The sequence below is a fragment of the Plantibacter sp. ME-Dv--P-095 genome (assembly GCF_030209365.1).
Taxonomy (GTDB): domain Bacteria; phylum Actinomycetota; class Actinomycetes; order Actinomycetales; family Microbacteriaceae; genus Plantibacter.
On record NZ_JARVSB010000006.1, the window covers coordinates 155,607 to 172,213 of the forward strand.

Genomic DNA, 16,607 nt, shown 5'->3' on the forward strand with positions numbered 1-16,607 from the left:
CATGAACGCTGCTCTCGCTCCAGCCATCAGTACAGGCTCCGGTTGCCGACGGCGACGGCCTCGTCGATCGCGTCACCGACCTCGGTGCTCAGCCCGGACATGCTCGCCCAGATCCGGCCGGCGCTCGGCACCTCGTCGGCGAGCTCCTGCATCTCGGCGTCCCAGATCCCGCCGCGGAGGAGCGCCCGACCGCAGTGCAGGTAGACCTCCTCGGTGCGCACCACGATCGCGAGCTGCGGTGTCACGTGGTCCTGCTCGAGCATCGCCATGAGCGCCGGGTCGTCGGTGACGATGGCGGTGCCGTTGATCCGCAGGGTCTCGCTCATGCCTGGCACGAAGCACAGCATGCCGATGTGGCCGTTCTGCACGATGTTCTGCAGGGAGTCGGCGAGCCGGTTGCCGAGGCGTTCCGGGATCACGAGGGTGCTCGGGTCGAGTGCGCGGACGAACCCCGGGTAGTCGCCGCGCGGCGAGTTGTCGCAGGTGCCCGCCGCGTCGGAAGTCGCGATGGTGCAGAAGGGCGAGTGGGCGAGGAAGGCGAGGCAGTTCTCGTCCAGCTCGTCCATGATCTTGGCCGTCGCCGCCGGATCCGGTTCGCCGAGCGAGCGACGGATGGCCTCGACGTCGATCGAGGCGAATGCGTTGGCCGGCATGGCGGACCCCTTCTCTGTCCCTCCGACCCTACGGTCGGTCCCCGCACGCATCAATGGTCCGTCGACACACGGTTCGGGTCGTTCTTGTGCCATCGTCCCAAGCCGCGTCATCGGCCGAAGGAGCGACGGAACATCGCCTTCGCGCGAGCCGCGGTGTCTGCGCGATGGGATGCCGGGATCCGGGTGAGGGTCGCACCCACCATCGAGACGGCCATGAGGATGTCGTCCGGCTCCACGTTCGGCGCGATGCGTCCAGCCGCCAGTTCCCGGCCGTGCAGCTCGTGCGCGAGTCGGTCGAGGCGCGTGCCGAGGGCGGTGACGCGTGGGTCGTCGCCCGCCCCGAGGATGGCCTCGACGAACGGTGAGGTGACGAGCGCCTGGTCGATCACGACGTCCAGCAGGGTGTCCAGGGTGGCGTCGGGGCGCGCGGCGTGCTCCTCGAGCTCGCCGACGTTCTCCTCGAGGACGGCGAGCGCGAGCGAAAAACGGTCGGGGAAGTGGCGGTACAGGCTGCCCTGGCCGACCCCGGCGCGTTTCGCGACCGCGCTGAGCGGGGCGCCGAACCCGTCCGCGGTGAACACCTGGCGCGCTGCGGCGACGAGTGCGCGGCGGTTCTCCGGACCCGCGCTCGGGCCGCGGTTCGGCTTCGCGGGTGTCGACGGCATCCCGGTAGCGTAACGCCGCGCGGCCGGTCCGGTGCACCTGGCTGGGAGCCCACCGTGAGGGCTGGTGGCCATGTCGTCGGCGGCGTACCGTGTACCGGACAATGATGTCCGGATCGCGGATCCGCCGTGCGCCACCATCCCGAGAACGAAGGAACCCCATGAGCGTCCTCACCGCCAACACCCCGATCGCCGCCTGGCTCGCCGACCCCACCGGTGGCCCGCTCATCCGCGGCCTCCTCGTCCAGTTGGGCACCGAGGAGTCGCAGCTCGCGCCCATCGCCGGCCTGCCGCTCCAGCAGCTCGTGGCTCTGAGTCAGGGCAAGCTGCCGCAGTCGCTCATCGACGAGCTCGTCCTCGCGGCGAACGACGGTGTCGCGCCGGTCGATGCGGCGCCCGAGGGGTGGCAGGAGCGCATCACCGCCGGACGGTTCGCCGGGAAGACGGTGATCGTCACCGGTGCCGCCTCCGGCATCGGTCGGGCGACGGCGTCGCGCGTCGCCCGGGAGGGTGGCCGGGTCGTCGCCGTCGACCTGTTCGAGGACAAGCTCGCCGACCTCGCCGCGAGCCTGCCGGACGCCGAGCTGGTGACCGTCGCCGGCGACATCACGAAGCAGGACGACATCGACGCGATCGTCGCCGCGGCAGGGGAGCGGATCGACGCGCTCGCCAACGTCGCCGGCATCAACGACGACTTCTCCCCGCTGCACGAGACGAGCGACGCGACCTGGGACCGCGTCATGGGCGTGAACGTGACGGGCGCCTTCAAGCTGACCCGGGCGGTCCTCCCCGCGATGGTCGCGGCCGGATCCGGTTCGATCGTCAACATCGCCTCCGAGGCAGGGCTCCGCGGCAACGCCTCCGGGAACGCGTACACGACCTCCAAGCACGCGGTCGTCGGCATGACCAAGAGCGCCGCGTTCATGTACGGCCCGCACGGTGTCCGCGTGAACGCCGTCGCCCCAGGCGGTGTCGCCACCGGCATCCCGTTCCCGCCGAACGTGTCCGAGGCGGGATCCGCACGGCTCGGCCCGTTCCAGGCGGCGATCCCGACGATCGCGACGGCCGAGCAGCTCGCCGCCTCCATCACCTTCCTGCTGAGCGACGACGGGGTGAACGTCAATGGCGTGATCCTGCCGTCCGACGGCGGATGGTCGGTGCAGTAGCACCGCGCTCTTCACGATTCGTTAAGAACCATCGTTCTTAACGCTTGATTCGGGTCGGTTGCGTGTTCGACTTCTGCAACGGTTGAAGGACACAGGCGCGCTCAGCGTCGCCCGTCATCTGCGAACGGTCCGAACGAGTACGGCCGGAACGACCGTCGCAGCGCGGTAACACCGCACTCAGGGCCCCACCGATCTTGGCGGAAGGTGGGGCCCTGCGCGGTGTCCGGGGTCCGTCGACTCGCCGCCTGTCGGCTCAGCGCGTGATCGACGCGGCGAACCGCCACGGCTGCGAGCGGATCGTCGCGACCGCGCGGGTGACGGCACCGAGGGCCACGACGTCCGCCCCGAGTTCGGACGCCCGGACGAGCGGGGTCGGCGCGTAGACGCCCTGCTCGAGCCAGCGATGGGCGGCGGCGATGACGGGGGAGGCGACCCGCGCCACGCCACCGGCGACGACGACCTCCTCGACGTCGAGGAGGCTGCCGAGCACGACGCACACGCGGCCGAGGCGCTCGCCGAGTCGTTCGACCAGCGCTTCCGCATAGGCGTCGCCTCCGGTCGCGGCGTCCACGATGTGGCTCACGTCGAGCGCGTCGACGGGCGTCAGGGCGAGCGGGGACGCCGAGGGCACCCGTCCCGTCCGGCGGTCCTCCTCCAGCCAGGACCGGGCGGCACCGTCGAGTCCCTCCGAGGAGCCGACACCCTCGACCATGCCGAGCACGCGGAGTTCGCCGGCACCACCGGCGCCGCCGTGCAGCAGGACGCCGTCGACGATGAGGCCGGCACCGAAGCTCACGCCGGCGAGGAGGACGGCGATGGACTCGCGCGCCACCGCGCCGAGGGCCCGTTCCGCGGACGCCGCCAGATTGGCGTCGTTCTCGAGCACCACCTCGCCCCAGGGGCCGAGCCGGGTCGCGAAGTCGGGGTTCATCCGGGCCCAGTAGTCGTGGTCGCCGCGCGGAGAGCGACCGTGCACGTCGACCGGAGCCGGCACGCCGACCGCCGTCACGAGCACCTGGCCGGCCGTCGTGCCGGCTTGGGCGGTCGCCTGCTCGACGGCGGCGCGGGCGGTGGCGAGGCGCAGGTCCGGATCCTCGTCGCCGCCCACGATCGGCAGTTCCGCCCGACCGACGACGTCGCCGCGCAGTGTCGCGACGAGCGCGGCGACCCGGTGCTGCCCCACGTCGAGGCCGACGACGAACGCGGTGTCGGCGGCCAACTCGTAGCGTCGCGCCGGCCGGCCCCGTCGGTAGTCGCCCGCGGCGCGTGCGTCGTCGAGCTCCCGGATCCAGCCGCGGTCGGCGAGGAGATCGCACGCGTTGAGGACGGTCGCGCGCGTCAGCCCGGTCGCGTCCATGACCTCGCTGGCGGTGAACGGGCCGTGATCGAAGGCGTATGCGGCGACGAGTTCGACACTCGCTCGGCCCGTCTCGACCCCCGGTTCGACCATGGGGTGACTGTAGCAGGGTTGCGAAACTAGATATGGTCGCTATATTTAGTGGCGAAGGTCGACCACCGCCGGTCACGACTCCGTGCCCGGCATCCGCACCCCGAAAGGATCCGCCCGAGCATGGACACGAGCACCACCACGTCACCGTCGAAGGCTCCGGACCTCCGGGTCGGCGTCATCGGCCTCGGCTTCGCCGGCACCACCCACCTCGACGCCTTCACCGCCCTCCCCGGCGCGACGGTCGTCGCCCTGTCGGGCCAGGAACCCACCAGGCTCGCCGAGCTCGCCGAGAGCCGCGGCGTCCCCGACACGTATGCCGACTGGGAGGACCTCGTCGCCCGCGACGACCTCGACATCGTCTCGATCGGCGTGCCGAACGCCCTGCACCACCCGATCGCCGTGGCCGCACTCCGCAGCGGCAAGCACGTCTTCTGCGAGAAGCCGCTCGCGACCACCGCCGACCTCGCCGCCGAGATGGTGGAGGCGGCGACGGCCGCCGACCGCGTGCTCGAGGTCGCCTACAACCACCGCCGTCGCGCCGACGTCGCCTACCTCGCCCGCTACCTCGCCGAGGAGCCCATCGGCCGTGTCTACCACTCGCGCGCCTCCTGGCTGCGTCGGCAGGGCGTACCCGGCATCGACTCCTGGTTCACGAACAAGGCGGCCGCGGGTGGCGGACCGCTCATCGACCTCGGTTCGCACGTCCTCGACATCGCCCTGTCCCTCCTCGGCGAACCGCGCGTGACACACGTCTCCGCGGTCGCCTACAACGAGCTCGGCCGCGCCGGTCGCGGTGGCTCCTCGGGCGGCGGTCCGGTCTCGAGCCGGTCCACGCACGCGTTCGACGTCGAGGACTTCGCCTCAGCCCTCCTGCGCTTCGAGGACGGCGGCAGCCTGCACCTCGAGGCGTCGTGGGCGTCCTACTCGAAGGCCCACGAGGACATCTCGGTCGAGCTCCTCGGCTCGGAGGGTGGCGTCCGCCTCCACGTCGACAACTACAACACCGAGGGCACGGTGACGATCTACCGCGACGTGGCCGGCGCACCGACGATCGAGCGACCCGCCGTGCAGGTGCCGTCCGGTCACCACCAGTCGGTCATCGCGGAGTTCCTCGAGACCATCCGTGCGGGCGAGTCCGCCGGTGGCGAGCTGCGGTTCGCCGGTCACCACGGCGAGTACGCCCTGCACCGCAGCCGCGTCATCGACGCCGCTTACGCCTCGGCCGCCGCCGGGCACGAACTGGAGGTCCCCGCATGAGCACCACGTCCCCCATCCGCATCCGTGTCTGGAACGAGTTCGTCCACGAGTCCCGCGGTGACGCGGTCGTCCTCGGGCACTATCCCGACGGCATCCACCGGGTCATCGCCGACGGACTCGAGGAGTCGCTCGGCGAGGCCGTCAGCGTGACGACGGCGACGCTCCAGGAGTCGGAGCACGGGCTCACGGAGGAGGCGCTCGCGAACACCGACGTCCTCTTCTGGTGGGGCCACATCGCCCACGACCAGGTGTCGGACGAGGTCGTCGAGCGCGTCGTCAGGCATGTCCACGCCGGGATGGGCATCGTCGTCCTGCACTCCGGTCACTACTCCCGCGTCTTCCAGCGTCTGATGGGCACGACGTGCGCGCTCAAGTGGCGCAACGACGGCGAGCGCGAGCTCGTCTGGACCGTTCTGCCGGACCACCCGATCGCCCAGGGGGTCCCGCACCCGATCGTCATCGACCGGCAGGAGATGTACGGCGAGCACTTCGACATCCCGCGGCCCGATGAGGAGGTGTTCCTCTCCACCTTCGCCGGCGGTGAGGTGTTCCGCTCCGGCGTCGCCTACCACCGTGGGCGTGGGCGGGTCTTCTACTTCTCGCCCGGCGACCAGGAGTACCCGGTCTACCATCACCCCGACATCCGTCGGGTGCTGGCGAACGCGGCCGAGTGGGCGCGTCCGACGATCGAGCGCACCCCGCCGACCGCCGACCAGCACCCCAGGGACTGGTTCCTGGGCGAGCAGGCGTAGTCTGCTGGCAGATCAGCTGGAATCACCGGGAGGGACGACATGCCGGAGAAGCAGAACCCGTCACTGAAGGACCCTGAACTCTACGAGAAGCTCCGAGACGACGGTGCGTCCAAGAGCAAGGCCGCGCGCATCTCGAACGCCGCGGCGAAACAGGGCCGCTCGAAGATCGGCGAGAAAGGCGGCGAGTCCGGTTCGTACGAGGACTGGACGGTCGCCGAACTCCGCGACCGCGCGAAGGAGATCGGCCTGAGCGGCTACTCCGGCAAGCGGAAGAGCGAACTGGTCTCGATGCTCCGGAACAGCTGAGCGGCTACTCCGGCAAGCGGAAGAGCGAACTCGTCTCGATGCTCCGGAACAGCTGAGCGCGCGGCACCGCCGCCGAGGTCACTCCGACCGGGCGGCGGAGTCGTGTTCGCTCGACGCGTGCACGACGACTTCGCCGGTGTTCGCCTCGTGCATGAACGACTCGAGCAGGGAGCGGTCCATCTCGCCGACCTCGTCGGTGTCGAAGGAGAACTGCAGCGCGATCGCGGGGTGCAGCCACAGCGTCGTCCGCCCCTCGGTGGTGGAGTCCTGTCGCACCGTCAGGGCGAACGACTCGTTCCGGCGGAGCTTCATCAGCGCGATCGTCTTGACGTGGGCGAGCATGCGGTCGTCGAGACGCACGCGAGCGTCGCCCGTGCCATACACCAGTTGTCCCATGGGAACCCTCGACTTCCGACCCCGGGAGACAGCCGTCGGCGCGGATGGCCGACATCTGAGCGCGCTCCGACGGGGTCCGGGTCGGATGGGCGCTCAACCAGGATACGAGACATCCGAGGGGTTCGCCCGATTATCCACAGACCCCTTCGGTCGACCGACTGGTCAGGCGGCCTGCGCGCATTGTCCGCCCCTCGGCCCTTCCGCGCAATGGCCCCTGCAGCCCGCGCATGCCGCGCTAGCGTGGCACACCTGAGAGGGGAGCTGACGATGGGATTCCTACGCCTCGGTGCGCTCCGATCACAGGTCGACGATCAGACGCTCGCCCAGCTCGAACACGTGATCCTGACGCGCATGCTCGATGACCAGTCCTTCCGCCTGCAGCTCCACCGTGGACGGTTCCACTCCTCCGAACCCGTCACCGTCTCGCCCGAGCAACCGATCGTGTTCGCCTTCGACGCCGAATTCGAGCCGCCGATCGACGAGCGGATGGCGGCCGAGATGCTCGAGGAGATCGAGATCACCGGCGGACTCCACGTCGTCGTCGCCTGACGCGCACCAGACCGATACCAGCACCACACCACAACCACCACCACAGGAAAGCAGGAGCGACATGAGCGACTTCACCGGAGCAGACGCATTGGGCACCGACCCCGACATGGTCGCGGGCACCCCTCCCACCGAGATCCCTGACGAGCCGACGGGCGAGGACACCGAGGACGAGCCGGACGTGCTCGAGCAGCCGGACGCCGCACCACTGCACGACGCCGACGGCCACTGAGCTGGAGCGCCCGCACGACCGAGAAGCGCCGCCGACCCGAGGGTCGGCGGCGCTTCGTCGTATTGAGGGTCGTGGCTCAGGCCTCGTCGGTGTCCTCGGGGTCGGCACCCGGGCGGACCGCCGCGTCGTCGCGGATGTCGATCCGGGTGACGCCGTCGCCCTGATCGGTGACGTCGATGCGGGGAGCCGCGTCCGCCTCGGTCGCGTTCGGGGCCGTGGTCAGCTGGTCGTGGCGGTTCTCGTCGTGCGTGTGCGGAGTCTGGTCGCTGTCGGTCATGCCCAGACGATAGCGCACGGCGCGCGACCCACCGCCGGTATACCTTTCCGGTCCAGGATTCAACCACTGCCGCGTCGCCGCGCGGTTTTCGACAATGGTCGCATGAGAAAGCTGTACTACTCGAGCGGCTATCTGCTGATGGCCGACCAGACCTGCAAAGCACTGCTGCGGTATGCCCGCGCCCTCGCCCAGTCCGGCGAGTCCGACATCATCACCGTGCCGACGATCAACGAGGGCGGGAGCATCGGCTTCGCGCACCTCCTCATCGGCCCGACGAGTCAGCTGTTCTCGACGCCCGTCGAGAACGCCTCGGAGGAGCCGCTCGACGAAGCGACCATCGTCGAGCTGGAACAGCGCACCGCCGAGCTGCAACCGGCGAGACCGGAATGGGCGACGGAGCTGACCGACATCGACGACCTGGAGTTCGACCAACGCTCGATGTGAGCTGCGGAGAGCACTCGACACAGGAGAGCGGGCCGACGGAGAACCGTCGGCCCGCTGTCGTTTGCGTGCTTCAGACGCGCGGTCCCGGCTCCGGCACGAGGACGAGCCCGTGCGTCGAGTCCGCGCTGATCGCGAGCGCTTCGAGCCAGGCACGGTTCAATTCGACCGGGACACTGCCCGCGTACTTGAACCGCAGCGACATCGCCGGGTGCAACCAGATCGTGGAGCGGCCGTCGCCCGCTCGCGGGTCGTCTTTCCAGCCGAAGTAGAACCCTTCACCGCGGCGCAGCTTCGCGCCGATCACGTGCTGCAGGTGCGCGAGCACCCGGTCGTCGAACGTCACGCTGACGTCGGCGTCGTAGATCATCTTGCCCATGGGTCCTCCAGTCCGCCCACCCCTCCTCCAACGGTAGGCCCGAGTCCGCGGGAGCGCCACGGAGCCCAGGGGGGTTGCGAAACCGTCGTCCAGGCACGAGTGGTGCAACACCCCGAGCCCGATCGCAAGCCTGCGATGCGGACACGACGAGCGATCTACCGTGTCGGCATGACTGACACCCCGACCCCACCCAACCGTCTCGACCTCGCCTTCTCGCCCACCCGGGCCATCGTCACCGCCTCCGACTCGGGCATCGGCCGCGCCGCCGCCGTCGCGCTCGCCGAAGCCGGGATGGACGTCGGCATCACGTGGCACACGGACGAGGGGGGCGCCGACGCCACCGCCGAGGAGGTCCGTGCGCTCGGTCGCCGCGCCGTCGTCGCCCAGCTCGACACCACCGACCTCACCGCCTGCGGTGACGTCGTCGACCGGCTCGTCGCGGAGCTCGGCGGACTCGACGTCTTCGTGAACAACGCCGGAACCGGTGCCTCGACGCCGTTCCTCGAGATCGAGCTCGAGGAGTGGCGCCAGGTCGTCGCCGCGGACCTCGACGGCGCGTTCGTCTGCATGCAACGCGCCGCCCGACACCTCGCCGAGGGTGGCGCCGGTGGACGGATCATCGCCGTGACGAGTGTGCACGAGCACCAGCCACGCGTCGGATCCACCGCCTACGACGCCGCCAAGCACGGACTCGGCGGTCTCGTGAAGACGGCCGCCGTCGAACTCGCCCCGTACGGCATCACGGTGAACTCGGTCGCCCCGGGGGAGATCGCGACGCCGATGACGGGTCAGACCGACGAGGACCCGCACGACACCGAGCGCCCCGGCATCCCCGTCGGCCGCCCGGGCGATGCGCGGGAGATCGCCTCCGTCATCGCGTTCCTGGCGTCGCCGGGTTCCAGCTACCTCACCGGGGTGTCCATCCCCGTGGACGGCGGCATGCTCCTGATGGGACCGCAGGCCGGATCGCACATCACGGCACACGATTGGCGCGCAGCCGCCAGCCAGTGACGCGGAACGGGAGAGGCACCGGTCGTGTACCGGTGCCTCTCCCGTGTCCAGCTCGCGGCTCAGACGCCGATCGGCAGCGCCTCCGCGATCGAGGTGCGGTGCAGGACGTCCCAGCGGCTCGTGTAGCTGCGCTCGGGGAGCGAGCGGAGCGCCTCCACCAGATGGGTCGGAAGCAGGTCGCGGCGGGCCTCACGCGTCAGGTCGCTGGGGCGGCAGGGGTACTCCATGCCGCGTAGGAATTCGTCGAGCTCGGTGAACACGAGCATCTCCTCTCTGGGCGCGTCGTGGCACCCGATGTCAGGCGGGCCGGCTGCGTCGACCGGTCGTCGGACCGCCGTGCCCTCCTTCGAGTGTCGTTCCCGTTCAGCCGCTCGGCGCGCTCTTGCCTTTCCGTCGTCGAGCTGCTACTCGGGCGCGGCGGGTGGTCTGGACTGGGGGTGGGGCGCGAGGCGGTTCCGGACTACCGTGTGCCCATGACGAAGCTCCGCGTCCACAATCTCGCCGTCTCGCTCGACGGCTTCGCGACCGGTGAGGGCCAGTCCTTCGAGACGCCCTTCGGCCACGCCGAGCACCGGCTGATGCAGTGGTTCCTGCCGACGCACACCTTCGTGGCGATGACCGGCCACGAGGCCGAGGCGGTCGGTGCCGGGACCCGCGGCATCGACGACGCGTTCGCGTCGGCCACGGGCGACCGCATCGGTGTCGAGATCATGGGTCGGCGCAAGTTCGGTCCGCAGCTCGGGCCCTGGGAGGACGAGAGCTGGCGCGGATGGTGGGGCGAGGAACCGCCGTTCCACAGCCCGGTGGTCGTCCTCACGCACCACGAGCGACCGGACCTCGTCGTGGGGGAGACGACCTTCCTCTTCCGAGCGCTGTCGCCGGTCGACGCGTTGGCGCTCGCCACCTCGCTCGCCGGCGGTCTCGACGTGCGGCTCGGTGGTGGGCCCACGACCGTCCGGACGTTCCTCGAGGCGGACCTCGTCGACCACCTCCACGTCGTCGTCGTCCCGATCCTGCTCGGCCGCGGAGTGCGCCTGTGGGACGGCCTCGAAGGGCTGGAGGACCGGTTCGCGGTGGAGGTGACGGCATCGCCGAGCGGGGTCGTGCATTACGTGTTCACGCGGACGCCGCGCTGAGTGTGAGAACGCCCGCCTCGAACGCCCACCTCGAACGCCCTCCCTGGGAATGCAAGGGGCGGCGTCGAACGGGTGACGTCCCCTAACGTGGCGTCATGCCCCAGACCATCGCAAGCCCACGATTCCCGTCAGCCCCGTGTTCCGCCGCCGTCGAACGGCCCGTGCGATGAGCCGCGGTGTCGCCGTCGTCACGGGCGGTACGGCAGGCCTCGGCCGGGCGACGGTCCGGGAACTCGCGAAGCGCGGCTGGGACGTCGCCGTGCTGGCACGCGGTGAGGACGGACTCGCCGCGACCATCGCCGAGGTCGAGCAGGCCGGGCGACGCGCGCTGGCCGTGCCGACCGACGTGGCCGACCGGGAAGCGGTCGAACGGGCCGCGGACCGCGTCGAGGCCGAGCTCGGACCGATCGAGCTGTGGGTCAACTGCGCCATGGTCGGGGTGTTCGGTGACTTCCTCACGACCGAGCCGGCGGACTTCGAACGCGCCGTCGCCGTCAACTTCTTCGGTTTCGTCAACGGCACGCGCGCGGCGCTCTCGCGCATGGTGCCTCGTGATCGCGGACACGTCATCCAGGTGGGCTCGGCGCTCGCGCACCGCGGCATCCCGCTCCAGGCGGCGTACTGCGGGTCCAAGTTCGGTGCGCGCGGGTTTACCGAGTCCCTGACCGCGGAGCTCATCCACGCCGGCAGTGCCGTCAAGCTCTCGACGGTCGACATGCCTGCCCTGAACACCATCCAGTTCAGCTGGGTGAAGTCGCAGCTGCCCGAGCACCCGCAGCCCGTCCCGCCGATCTACCAGCCCGAGGTGGGCGCCACGGCCATCGCCGACGTCGCGGACAAGCCCCGACGACGCACCTGGGTGGGGGAGTCGACCGTCGGAACCATCCTCGGTGACCGCTTCGCCGGTTCGTTCCTCGACTGGTTCCTCGCCAGGACGGGTTACTCGGGGCAGCTCGCCTCCGACAAGGACGACCCGCGCATGCCCGACAACGTGTACACGCCGGCCCCCGGCGATCACGGTGCTCGCGGGGTGTTCAGCGACAAGGCGCACTCGTGGAGTCCACAGACGTGGGCGATCCGACACCGTCCCGCCGTGTACGCGACCGCATTGGGCGCCGTCGCAGCGGGCGTCGCCCTCGTGACCGGCGCGGCGAAGCGCCGCTGACCGCCGTGGGGGCAGGGATGCGCAGGTCGACGGAGGAGTTCGACGCGGTCGTCGTCGGCGCCGGCCCGAACGGGCTCGCCGCCGCGGTGACCCTCGCCCGGGCAGGCCTGCACGTGCAGGTCGTGGAGCGAGGCGACACCATCGGTGGTGGCGCCAGGACCGCGGAACTCACCCTCCCGGGCTTCCATCACGACATCTGCTCGGCGGTCCACCCGATGGCGCTCGCCTCCGGGTTCTTCCGCTCCTTCAAGCTCGAACGCCGGATCGAGCTCGTGGTGCCGGAGATCTCCTACGCACACCCCCTCGACGACGGCCGCGCCGGCATCGCCTACCGCGACATCGACCGCACCGCCGACGCGCTCGGCCGCGACGGAGCAGCGTGGCGCGCGCTCATGGGGCCGCTCGCCGCGGACGCCGACCGGGTGTCGCAGTTCACCGGCGGCAAGCTGCTCCAGGTGCCCCGCCACCCGGTCACGGTCGCCAAGTTCGGCCTGCGCGCGCTCGAACAGGGGAGCCCCGCCTGGAACCTCCGGTTCCGCGAGGACACCGCCCCGGCGATGCTCAGCGGGGTGGCCGCGCACTCGATCCGGCCGATGCCGAGCCTCGCCACCTCGGCGGCAGCCCTGTCCCTCGGCGCCTACGCCCACGCCCGCGGCTGGCCCATCCCCATCGGCGGCAGCCAGGCGATCGTCGACGCCCTCGCCGCAGACCTCCTCGCCCACGGCGGCGAGATCGTCACGGGTACCGAGGTGCGCTCCATCGACGAGCTCCCCACAGCACGCGCCGTGCTGTTCGACACGACGCCGAAGGCGCTCGCCGAGATCGCGGGGAGCCGCCTTCCCGACACCTACCTCCGGCGTCTCTCCCGCTTCCGCTACGGCGACGGCGTCGCGAAGGTCGACTTCGCGCTGTCCGGTCCGGTGCCGTGGACGAACCCCGAACTCGCGAAGGCGGGGACCCTCCACCTGGGCGGCAGTCGACCCGAGATCGCCGCGGCCGAGCGGGACGTCGCGCGCGGTCGGCACAGCGAGTCGCCCTACGTCCTCGTCTCGCAGCCCGCCGTCGGCGACCCCGGGCGCGCGCCGGGTGACGCGCAGGTCCTCTGGGCGTACACGCACGTGCCGAGTGGCTCCGCGCTCGACCAGACCGAGGCGATCACCCGGCAGATCGAACGGTTCGCTCCCGGCTTCCGCGACGTGATCCTGACCTCCGCGTCGATGACCGCCCGCGACATGGCCCGGTACAACCCGAACTACGTGCTCGGCGACATCGCGGCCGGTGCGGCGAGTTTCGCCCAGCTCGTCGCGAGACCGGTGCTGTCGAACGACCCGTGGCGGACGCCGACCCCCGGCATCTTCCTCTGCTCGTCCTCGACCCCGCCCGGCCCAGGCGTCCATGGGCTCGCGGGGTGGCACGCGGCCCGCAGTGCGCTCCGCTCCGTCTTCGGACGCGACCGCATGCCCTCGCTCGCCCCGGATTGAGCGCCGACGACCTGCTGACCTCGTCCCTGCTTCAGCGAAAGGAACACCATCGTGTCCCACACCAGCCGCATCCTCGATTGCCCGCCCGACCGTGTCTTCGCCGTCCTCGCCGACGGGTGGCTCTTCCCAGCCTGGGTGGTGGGGGCGTCACGCATGCGCGACGTCGGCGATCGTTGGCCGCACGTCGGCGGGAAGCTGCACCACTCCTTCGGCGTCTGGCCGGCCGTGCTGAACGACGAGACGACCGTGTTGCAGTGGGACCCGCCGCACGCCTTCGTCATCCAGCCGAAGGGCTGGCCGCTCGGCGAGGCGCGCGTCGCGGTCGAGGTGGAACCGCACGAGCGCGGTTGCGTCGTCCACCTCCACGAACAGGCCGTCGCCGGGCCGGGCGCCCTGATCCCCGTGTGGCTGCTCGACATCGGCCTGCACCTCCGCAACATCGAGACCCTGCGTCGGCTCGCGCACCTCGCGGAGGGCGGCGCCGGCGGGACGCACCTCGTGGAGGCGGCTGAACCGACGGCCGACGATCGGAAGCGCGCCGAGTTCCCGAAGCGGTCGGTGTTCGCGCGGGTGGTGTCAGTCGCCGTGGTCGCTGTACCGGTGATCGCGGTGGCACGCAGGCTCGCCCGTCAGTGACGTCCGTCTGACGCCGACGCCGACGCACAACCGCGACGGGATCGCAAGCGCGGGACGGGGTTGCACGGCTGCCGTACCGTTGCGCGGATGACCTCGACCGACACCACCAGGGCTGATCCTCCTTCCACGCTCAAACGCGACATCTCGGGGAAGATGCTCTACCTGTTCATCCTCGGTGACGTCCTGGGGGCCGGGATCTACGCCCTTATCGGTCAGATCGCGGGCGAGGTCGGCGGGGTCACCTGGGTGCCGATGATCGTCGCCCTCCTGCTCGCGCTGCTCACGGCCGCGTCGTATGCCGAGCTCGTCACGAAGTATCCGAAGGCGGGCGGCTCGGCCGTCTTCGCGGAGCGGGCCTACAAGCGGCCGATGGTCTCGTTCCTCGTCGGCTACTGCATGCTCGCGGCGGGTGTCGTGAGCGCCTCCGGGTTGGCGTTGGCGTTCGCGGGCGACTACCTCGCGACCTTCATCGACCTGCCCCCGGTCCTCGGCGCCGTGCTGTTCCTCATCGTGATCGCGCTGATCAACGCCCGCGGCATCAAGGAGTCCGTCCGGGCGAACCTCGTCATGACGATGATCGAGACCACGGGGCTCGTCCTCGTGGTGGTCGCCGTCGCGATCATGCTGGGCGGCGGCAAGGGCGACCTCGGGCGCGCGACGCAGTTCGCCGAGGGCGGGAGTCCCGTCATCGCGGTGTTCGGTGCGGCCCTGCTCGCGTACTACTCCTTCGTCGGCTTCGAGACGAGTGCGAACGTCATCGAAGAGGTCAAGGATCCGTCGCGCGTCTACCCGAAGGCGCTGTTCGGTGCGCTCGCGACGGCCGGTGTCCTCTACGTGCTCGTGGGCACCGCGGCCTCGATCGCCGTGCCCTCCGACGAGCTCGGCGAATCGACCGGTCCGCTGCTGACGGTCATCCAGGCGACCGGCGTCGGCATCCCGGCATGGCTGTTCAGCCTCATCGCCCTGGTGGCCGTCGCGAACGGCGCGCTGCTCACGATGATCATGTCGAGCCGGCTCGCCTACGGCATGGGTTCGCGGGGGCTGCTTCCGAGCGTGTTCACGAAGGTGCTGCCGAAGCGTGGGACGCCGTGGGTCGCGATCCTCGTCACCACGGGTGTCGCGATGGTCCTCACCGCGACCGGCAGTATCGCCACCCTCGCCGAGACGGTCGTCCTCCTGCTGCTCATCGTGTTCCTCAGCACGAACATCGCGGTGCTCGTGTTGCGTCGCGAGCGGGTCGAGCACACGCACTTCCGTGCTTGGACGGTCCTGCCGGTGCTCGCGGTGCTGTCGTGCCTCATCCTGCTCACGCAGCAGAGCGCTGAGGTGTGGTTGCGCGGCGGCATCATCGTCGCGGTGGGTGTGGTCCTGTACGCGATCACGCGCCTGGTCCGTCGTCGGAAGAGCGGTTCGGACGTCACCGCGCGGTGACGCTGCGGCGACCCCGGGGTGGCTTGGTCGGCTCGGGGCGGGTGGTGCCGTGGTGGTCGTCGTCGGGCTGGTGTGGATCGTCGGCCCGCGGCTGATCCGGCGCGCGCGCGACCGCGTGTCCTGAGGGGCACGGCGGTCAGGCTGGACGACCCGACCGTCGGGTCACGTCCGCGACAATGGGGTGATGTCCGACACCTGCGCCTTCTGTCAGCTGATGCGTGACGAGCCCGCCGACGTCGTCTGGGTGGAGCGCGAGGAGGAGGCGGTCGCCTTCCGACCGTTGCCCGAGTCGGCGCTCGCGCCGGGGCACACGCTTGTGGTGCCTCGGGCGCACAGTGTCGGTCTGCTCGACGCGGATCCGCGGGCGTTGCAGGCGACGACGGCCCTGGCCCAGCGGGTGGGTCGGGCGATGCGGGCGGCACTCGGTGCGACCGGGGTCGTCGTGTTGAGTGCGTCCGGTGTCGATGCCGGGCAGAGCGTCCCGCACTACCACCTGCATGTCGTGCCCTGCTGGGACGACGACGGGGTCACCTTCTGGCCCGAGGGGCTGTCGCAGCATCGGGTCGACGGGGACCCGCATGAGCTCCTGGCGGAGATGTTCGAGTAGCGGGAACTCGCTGCGCCTTGGGTTGACCTCAAGGCCGATTGAGGTTCTACGGTTGCAGTATGACCATTCCCACCACGCCGTCCACCGATCCCGACGCCCTCGCCCACGCCGCGACCGTCGACGGGTTCAAGACGGCGTTCCGCGACCACCCGGCCGGCGTCGCGCTCATCAGTGCCGCAACCGATCGAGGCGACGTCGGTCTGACGGCGTCATCCGTGGCGTCCGTCGCCGTCGACCCGCCGATGCTGTCGTTCTCCGTCACCCGCGCGACGGGTTCCGCCGGTGGGCTCCTCAGTGCGGGGACCGTCGTCGTGCACCTCTTGGCGGACCACCACCTCGAGGTCGCGAAGGCGTTCGCCAAGACGGGCGAACCGCGGTTCACGCCGGAACAGCACTGGGAGCGACTCTCGACCGGAGAGCCCTACCTGCCGAGTGCCCGTGCCGCGCTGCGCTGCCGGATCGTCCAGACCGTGCCCGCCGGCAGCTCGATGCTCGTCATCGCCGAGGTCCTCGAGGTCATCCCGCCCGGGACGGACGCGCCGGCGCTCGTCTACCAGAACCGCAACTTCCACCGTCTGGAGTCCGACCCGCTCGGTTGAGCGTCAGCCGGGCGCGGGTGAGCC

Annotated in this window: 22 protein-coding genes; 15 read left to right on the top strand and 7 right to left on the bottom strand. The window is 70.6% G+C overall.

All coding sequences use genetic code 11. The features are described from left to right. Positions 1-26: 26 nt before the first annotated feature. Positions 27-653 (bottom strand): MSMEG_1061 family FMN-dependent PPOX-type flavoprotein, encoded by a 627-nt coding sequence (locus QRN26_RS09020; RefSeq protein ID WP_200921051.1) that lies wholly within the window; start codon positions 651-653, stop codon positions 27-29. A gap of 107 nt (positions 654-760) precedes the next feature. Then, the gene (locus QRN26_RS09025) at positions 761-1,318 is read right to left on the bottom strand and encodes a TetR family transcriptional regulator (protein ID WP_285036304.1); all 558 of its coding nucleotides are present in this window, start codon (positions 1,316-1,318) and stop codon (positions 761-763) included. A 158-nt stretch (positions 1,319-1,476) separates the two neighbouring features. On the opposite strand from QRN26_RS09025, the gene QRN26_RS09030 reads away from it, so the two are divergent. Then, entirely contained in the window at positions 1,477-2,481 is a 1,005-nt protein-coding gene (locus tag QRN26_RS09030) for an SDR family NAD(P)-dependent oxidoreductase (RefSeq protein ID WP_285036305.1), read from the top strand. 253 nt (positions 2,482-2,734) lie between these two features. Here QRN26_RS09030 and QRN26_RS09035 read toward each other — a convergent pair whose 3' ends face one another. Beyond that, positions 2,735-3,931, bottom strand: coding sequence for an ROK family transcriptional regulator (locus tag QRN26_RS09035; RefSeq protein ID WP_285036306.1), 1,197 nt, complete (start codon positions 3,929-3,931; stop codon positions 2,735-2,737). A 120-nt stretch (positions 3,932-4,051) separates the two neighbouring features. Here QRN26_RS09035 and QRN26_RS09040 point away from each other — a divergent pair, with 120 nt between their 5' ends. From QRN26_RS09040 to QRN26_RS09050, 3 genes are read left to right on the top strand one after another with little or no spacing between them, the layout of a single operon-like run. After that, on the top strand, positions 4,052-5,188 hold the full coding sequence (locus QRN26_RS09040; protein WP_056009285.1) for a Gfo/Idh/MocA family protein: 1,137 nt from the start codon (positions 4,052-4,054) through the stop codon (positions 5,186-5,188). Beyond that, entirely contained in the window at positions 5,185-5,940 is a 756-nt protein-coding gene (locus QRN26_RS09045; protein ID WP_285036307.1) for a ThuA domain-containing protein, read from the top strand. Before QRN26_RS09040 ends, QRN26_RS09045 begins: the two co-directional genes overlap by 4 nt. A gap of 39 nt (positions 5,941-5,979) precedes the next feature. Then, on the top strand, positions 5,980-6,246 hold the full coding sequence (locus QRN26_RS09050; RefSeq protein WP_056009283.1) for a DUF7218 family protein: 267 nt from the start codon (positions 5,980-5,982) through the stop codon (positions 6,244-6,246). Positions 6,247-6,324: 78 nt separating this feature from the next. Here QRN26_RS09050 and QRN26_RS09055 read toward each other — a convergent pair whose 3' ends face one another. Next, positions 6,325-6,642 carry a DUF7882 family protein gene (locus QRN26_RS09055; protein WP_056009281.1) on the bottom strand — a complete coding sequence of 106 codons (318 nt, stop codon included), beginning with the start codon at positions 6,640-6,642 and terminating at the stop codon, positions 6,325-6,327. Positions 6,643-6,909: 267 nt separating this feature from the next. On the opposite strand from QRN26_RS09055, the gene QRN26_RS09060 reads away from it, so the two are divergent. Both QRN26_RS09060 and QRN26_RS09065 read left to right on the top strand, forming a co-directional pair. Further along, positions 6,910-7,191 carry a DUF7882 family protein gene (locus tag QRN26_RS09060; protein WP_056009279.1) on the top strand — a complete coding sequence of 94 codons (282 nt, stop codon included), beginning with the start codon at positions 6,910-6,912 and terminating at the stop codon, positions 7,189-7,191. Between the two features lie 61 nt (positions 7,192-7,252). Then, positions 7,253-7,420, top strand: a complete 168-nt coding sequence (locus QRN26_RS09065; RefSeq protein WP_157579867.1) for a hypothetical protein — start codon at positions 7,253-7,255, stop codon at positions 7,418-7,420. A 76-nt stretch (positions 7,421-7,496) separates the two neighbouring features. Here the strand turns inward: QRN26_RS09065 and QRN26_RS09070 are convergent, their stop codons facing one another. Then, a complete protein-coding gene (locus QRN26_RS09070; RefSeq protein ID WP_056009277.1) occupies positions 7,497-7,697 on the bottom strand; it encodes a hypothetical protein in 201 nt (66 codons plus the stop codon). Between the two features lie 102 nt (positions 7,698-7,799). Between QRN26_RS09070 and QRN26_RS09075 the strand changes: the two genes are divergently transcribed. Next, entirely contained in the window at positions 7,800-8,141 is a 342-nt protein-coding gene (locus QRN26_RS09075; protein ID WP_056009275.1) for a hypothetical protein, read from the top strand. Positions 8,142-8,211: 70 nt separating this feature from the next. Here the strand turns inward: QRN26_RS09075 and QRN26_RS09080 are convergent, their stop codons facing one another. Further along, entirely contained in the window at positions 8,212-8,517 is a 306-nt protein-coding gene (locus QRN26_RS09080; protein WP_056009273.1) for a DUF7882 family protein, read from the bottom strand. Positions 8,518-8,685: 168 nt separating this feature from the next. Between QRN26_RS09080 and QRN26_RS09085 the strand changes: the two genes are divergently transcribed. Then, a complete protein-coding gene (locus tag QRN26_RS09085; RefSeq protein ID WP_056011627.1) occupies positions 8,686-9,528 on the top strand; it encodes an SDR family oxidoreductase in 843 nt (280 codons plus the stop codon). Positions 9,529-9,587: 59 nt separating this feature from the next. Here QRN26_RS09085 and QRN26_RS09090 read toward each other — a convergent pair whose 3' ends face one another. Then, positions 9,588-9,788, bottom strand: coding sequence for a DUF2795 domain-containing protein (locus QRN26_RS09090; RefSeq protein ID WP_162235747.1), 201 nt, complete (start codon positions 9,786-9,788; stop codon positions 9,588-9,590). Positions 9,789-10,001: 213 nt separating this feature from the next. On the opposite strand from QRN26_RS09090, the gene QRN26_RS09095 reads away from it, so the two are divergent. From QRN26_RS09095 to QRN26_RS09125, 7 genes are all read left to right on the top strand, one after another. Continuing rightward, positions 10,002-10,664, top strand: coding sequence for a dihydrofolate reductase family protein (locus QRN26_RS09095; protein ID WP_056009269.1), 663 nt, complete (start codon positions 10,002-10,004; stop codon positions 10,662-10,664). Between the two features lie 166 nt (positions 10,665-10,830). Then, positions 10,831-11,829, top strand: a complete 999-nt coding sequence (locus QRN26_RS09100) for an SDR family oxidoreductase (RefSeq protein ID WP_285036308.1) — start codon at positions 10,831-10,833, stop codon at positions 11,827-11,829. A 17-nt stretch (positions 11,830-11,846) separates the two neighbouring features. Next, positions 11,847-13,310, top strand: a complete 1,464-nt coding sequence (locus QRN26_RS09105) for a phytoene desaturase family protein (RefSeq protein WP_285036309.1) — start codon at positions 11,847-11,849, stop codon at positions 13,308-13,310. 51 nt (positions 13,311-13,361) lie between these two features. Beyond that, positions 13,362-13,946 (top strand): SRPBCC family protein, encoded by a 585-nt coding sequence (locus QRN26_RS09110; RefSeq protein WP_082455952.1) that lies wholly within the window; start codon positions 13,362-13,364, stop codon positions 13,944-13,946. Positions 13,947-14,033: 87 nt separating this feature from the next. After that, a complete protein-coding gene (locus QRN26_RS09115; protein WP_285036310.1) occupies positions 14,034-15,377 on the top strand; it encodes an APC family permease in 1,344 nt (447 codons plus the stop codon). 184 nt (positions 15,378-15,561) lie between these two features. Next, positions 15,562-15,984 carry an HIT family protein gene (locus QRN26_RS09120; protein WP_285036311.1) on the top strand — a complete coding sequence of 141 codons (423 nt, stop codon included), beginning with the start codon at positions 15,562-15,564 and terminating at the stop codon, positions 15,982-15,984. Positions 15,985-16,043: 59 nt separating this feature from the next. Beyond that, complete coding sequence (locus tag QRN26_RS09125) at positions 16,044-16,583, top strand: flavin reductase family protein (protein ID WP_056779522.1); 540 nt, start codon at positions 16,044-16,046, stop codon at positions 16,581-16,583. Positions 16,584-16,607: the final 24 nt, after the last annotated feature.

Excerpts from the sequence above, each read along its gene's own strand:
- QRN26_RS09115 (WP_285036310.1), top strand. The coding sequence starts at position 14,034 with ATGACCTCGACCGACACCACCAGGGCTGATCCTCCTTCCACGCTCAAA.
- QRN26_RS09075 (WP_056009275.1), top strand. The coding sequence starts at position 7,800 with ATGAGAAAGCTGTACTACTCGAGCGGCTATCTGCTGATGGCCGACCAG.
- QRN26_RS09105 (WP_285036309.1), top strand. The coding sequence starts at position 11,847 with ATGCGCAGGTCGACGGAGGAGTTCGACGCGGTCGTCGTCGGCGCCGGC.
- QRN26_RS09055 (WP_056009281.1), bottom strand. The coding sequence starts at position 6,642 with ATGGGACAACTGGTGTATGGCACGGGCGACGCTCGCGTGCGTCTCGAC.
- QRN26_RS09050 (WP_056009283.1), top strand. The coding sequence starts at position 5,980 with ATGCCGGAGAAGCAGAACCCGTCACTGAAGGACCCTGAACTCTACGAG.
- QRN26_RS09035 (WP_285036306.1), bottom strand. The coding sequence starts at position 3,931 with ATGGTCGAACCGGGGGTCGAGACGGGCCGAGCGAGTGTCGAACTCGTC.
- QRN26_RS09025 (WP_285036304.1), bottom strand. The coding sequence starts at position 1,318 with ATGCCGTCGACACCCGCGAAGCCGAACCGCGGCCCGAGCGCGGGTCCG.
- QRN26_RS09070 (WP_056009277.1), bottom strand. The coding sequence starts at position 7,697 with ATGACCGACAGCGACCAGACTCCGCACACGCACGACGAGAACCGCCAC.
- QRN26_RS09080 (WP_056009273.1), bottom strand. The coding sequence starts at position 8,517 with ATGGGCAAGATGATCTACGACGCCGACGTCAGCGTGACGTTCGACGAC.
- QRN26_RS09085 (WP_056011627.1), top strand. The coding sequence starts at position 8,686 with ATGACTGACACCCCGACCCCACCCAACCGTCTCGACCTCGCCTTCTCG.
- QRN26_RS09040 (WP_056009285.1), top strand. The coding sequence starts at position 4,052 with ATGGACACGAGCACCACCACGTCACCGTCGAAGGCTCCGGACCTCCGG.
- QRN26_RS09060 (WP_056009279.1), top strand. The coding sequence starts at position 6,910 with ATGGGATTCCTACGCCTCGGTGCGCTCCGATCACAGGTCGACGATCAG.
- QRN26_RS09065 (WP_157579867.1), top strand. The coding sequence starts at position 7,253 with ATGAGCGACTTCACCGGAGCAGACGCATTGGGCACCGACCCCGACATG.
- QRN26_RS09100 (WP_285036308.1), top strand. The coding sequence starts at position 10,831 with ATGAGCCGCGGTGTCGCCGTCGTCACGGGCGGTACGGCAGGCCTCGGC.
- QRN26_RS09125 (WP_056779522.1), top strand. The coding sequence starts at position 16,044 with ATGACCATTCCCACCACGCCGTCCACCGATCCCGACGCCCTCGCCCAC.
- QRN26_RS09020 (WP_200921051.1), bottom strand. The coding sequence starts at position 653 with ATGCCGGCCAACGCATTCGCCTCGATCGACGTCGAGGCCATCCGTCGC.
- QRN26_RS09120 (WP_285036311.1), top strand. The coding sequence starts at position 15,562 with ATGTCCGACACCTGCGCCTTCTGTCAGCTGATGCGTGACGAGCCCGCC.
- QRN26_RS09045 (WP_285036307.1), top strand. The coding sequence starts at position 5,185 with ATGAGCACCACGTCCCCCATCCGCATCCGTGTCTGGAACGAGTTCGTC.
- QRN26_RS09095 (WP_056009269.1), top strand. The coding sequence starts at position 10,002 with ATGACGAAGCTCCGCGTCCACAATCTCGCCGTCTCGCTCGACGGCTTC.
- QRN26_RS09030 (WP_285036305.1), top strand. The coding sequence starts at position 1,477 with ATGAGCGTCCTCACCGCCAACACCCCGATCGCCGCCTGGCTCGCCGAC.